3 protein-coding genes are annotated in these 1,915 nt (G+C 62.5%); 2 read left to right on the top strand and 1 reads right to left on the bottom strand.

All coding sequences use genetic code 11. From position 1 onward, the window contains the following. Positions 1 to 55: 55 nt before the first annotated feature. Positions 56 to 367 (top strand): SelT/SelW/SelH family protein, encoded by a 312-nt coding sequence (locus EOA24_RS36135; RefSeq protein WP_126080728.1) that lies wholly within the window; start codon positions 56 to 58, stop codon positions 365 to 367. A 31-nt stretch (positions 368 to 398) separates the two neighbouring features. On the opposite strand, the gene EOA24_RS36130 is transcribed toward EOA24_RS36135, so the two are convergent. After that, the gene (locus tag EOA24_RS36130) at positions 399 to 875 is read right to left on the bottom strand and encodes a DUF1772 domain-containing protein (RefSeq protein WP_126080729.1); all 477 of its coding nucleotides are present in this window, start codon (positions 873 to 875) and stop codon (positions 399 to 401) included. A gap of 121 nt (positions 876 to 996) precedes the next feature. Between EOA24_RS36130 and EOA24_RS36125 the strand changes: the two genes are divergently transcribed. After that, entirely contained in the window at positions 997 to 1,638 is a 642-nt protein-coding gene (locus EOA24_RS36125; RefSeq protein ID WP_126080730.1) for a TetR/AcrR family transcriptional regulator, read from the top strand. The last annotated feature ends 277 nt before the right edge of the window (positions 1,639 to 1,915 follow it).

The raw sequence follows: 1,915 nt of genomic DNA, 5'->3' as shown, positions 1-1,915 counted from the left end.
GCTCAGCGCGGCCTGACCGGCAACGCGATCCGATATGAGCGAAGCTCAATCTCGTATGACCGACAAGCCGCTTCCCGTCATCCGCATCACCTATTGCACGCAATGCCAATGGCTGTTGCGTGCCGGCTGGATGGCGCAGGAGCTGCTTTCCACCTTCGGCACCGATCTCGGCGAGGTGACGCTGGTGCCGGGCACCGGCGGCATCTTCACCATTTCCTGCAACGATCAGCTGATCTGGGACCGTAAGCGCGACGGCGGCTTTCCGGATGCGGCGAAGCTGAAGCAGCTGGTCCGCGACGTCATCGATCCGGATCGGGATCTCGGCCATGCTGACCGCAAAACCCACAAGAAGACCGACCCCGCCTAAAGCGGGGTCTTTAGCATTGCGGCCGCGTATCTCAGATCAAAGCCATGATGAAGCAGGCCATCGACACGATAGCGGTGACGGTGCGGACGCGGTTCCACATCACCCATTGGCTCAGATGGTTCGCCCAGACGGCGGCGCCGTTGGCGCTCTGCGGATCGACGGCGGCTAAAGCGTCGTTGAGCGGAACGTTGATGACCATGGTCACGATCGGGTTGCCGACGAAATAGATCACCGCGCCGGCAAGCAGCCAGTATGAGCCGGACTGGCTCCAGCCGAAGAGAGCGGCGGCAATCAACACCAGGCAGATGACGCCGGTGCCGAACAGCGCCGTCATGAAGGTCGGCGTGATCACCGTGACATTGATAGAATTCATCGCCGCGATGCCGCTTGGGACGGGCAGCCGCGCGAGTGCCGCCATGACGAAATTGGAAAAGGCGAAGAACACGCCGCCGACCACGCCGGAGCCGATCGCGGCGATGAAGGTGAGGGCGGGGAGAAGTTTCATCATCTCGGCTGGCTCCAGATGTCGGTTGGTTTTGCAAATGTGATGAATCCTCACATTTGTAAAACGTGATAAACCCTCGTATTTTGTGAGTCAAGCTGGTGTTGGAAATCGCCTGGAGGGAGCCATGGACGAGAAAGTCACCGCCAAGCCGGACCAAGCCGCCATCGCCTCGCCGCGCCGGTCGCCGAGCCAGCAACGCAGCCGCGAGCGGGTCGAGCGCATGCTTGCCGCCGCCTCTGCCTTGATTGCCGAGCAGGGCAGCGATGCCATGCGCATGGGCGAGGTGGCGGAGCGGGCAAGGGTGTCGATCGGCTCGCTCTACCAGTTCTTCCCGGACAAGCGGTCGATCGTCTGGGCGCTGGCCGAGCGCTACACCGCCGAGAGCCAGGCCTGCATCTCGGCGGCGCTGAAAGATGTCAGGGACGCCGAAGGGCTGAAGCAGGCGTTTTCAGAGCTGGTCGACATCTACTATCAGCTGTTCCTGGCCGAGCCGGTTATACGCGACGTCTGGTCGGGCACGCAGGTCGACAAGGCCCTGCGCTCGCTCGAGCTCGCCGACAGCCGAGCCAATGCCGAATTTTTGGTCGCGGTGCTGAAGCGGCTGAGGTCCGATGCCGATCCGGTCGAACTGGAGACGACGGCCTTCCTCGTCTGGCAGATGGGCGAGGCGGCCGTGCGACTGGCGATCTCGGTCGATCGGGAGGAGGGTGACAGGTTGGTTGAGGCCTACAAGCGCATGGCGCTGCGGGAGTTGGTGGGGGAGTAGCGGCCTTCCTCCTCGCAGCGTACGCGATTGGCGAAATCGCCGGCGAGAGCGTCCCCTCTCCCCGTCACTATACGGGGAGAGGATGCCGGCAGGCAGGTGAGGGGCAGCGCCGGCCTATGAAAAGTGCACTGTCACCGAATTTCTCTGATGTATTTCTGTTGTTGCTGATGGTCAGCTTGCCGACGCCGGCGCTGCCCCTCATCCGCCCTTCGGGCACCTTCTCCCCGTTGAACGGGGAGAAGGAAGAAAAAAAAAAACCCGCCTCGAAGGCGGGTTT

It is taken from the genome of Mesorhizobium sp. M2A.F.Ca.ET.039.01.1.1 (genome assembly GCF_003998035.1).
Lineage (GTDB): Bacteria > Pseudomonadota > Alphaproteobacteria > Rhizobiales > Rhizobiaceae > Mesorhizobium.
This window is presented reverse-complemented; position numbering and strand designations above follow the sequence as displayed.

Bases quoted from the DNA above. Each gene is read 5' to 3' on its own strand.
- EOA24_RS36135 (WP_126080728.1), top strand. From the start codon at position 56: ATGACCGACAAGCCGCTTCCCGTCATCCGCATCACCTATTGCACGCAA.
- EOA24_RS36130 (WP_126080729.1), bottom strand. From the start codon at position 875: ATGATGAAACTTCTCCCCGCCCTCACCTTCATCGCCGCGATCGGCTCC.
- EOA24_RS36125 (WP_126080730.1), top strand. From the start codon at position 997: ATGGACGAGAAAGTCACCGCCAAGCCGGACCAAGCCGCCATCGCCTCG.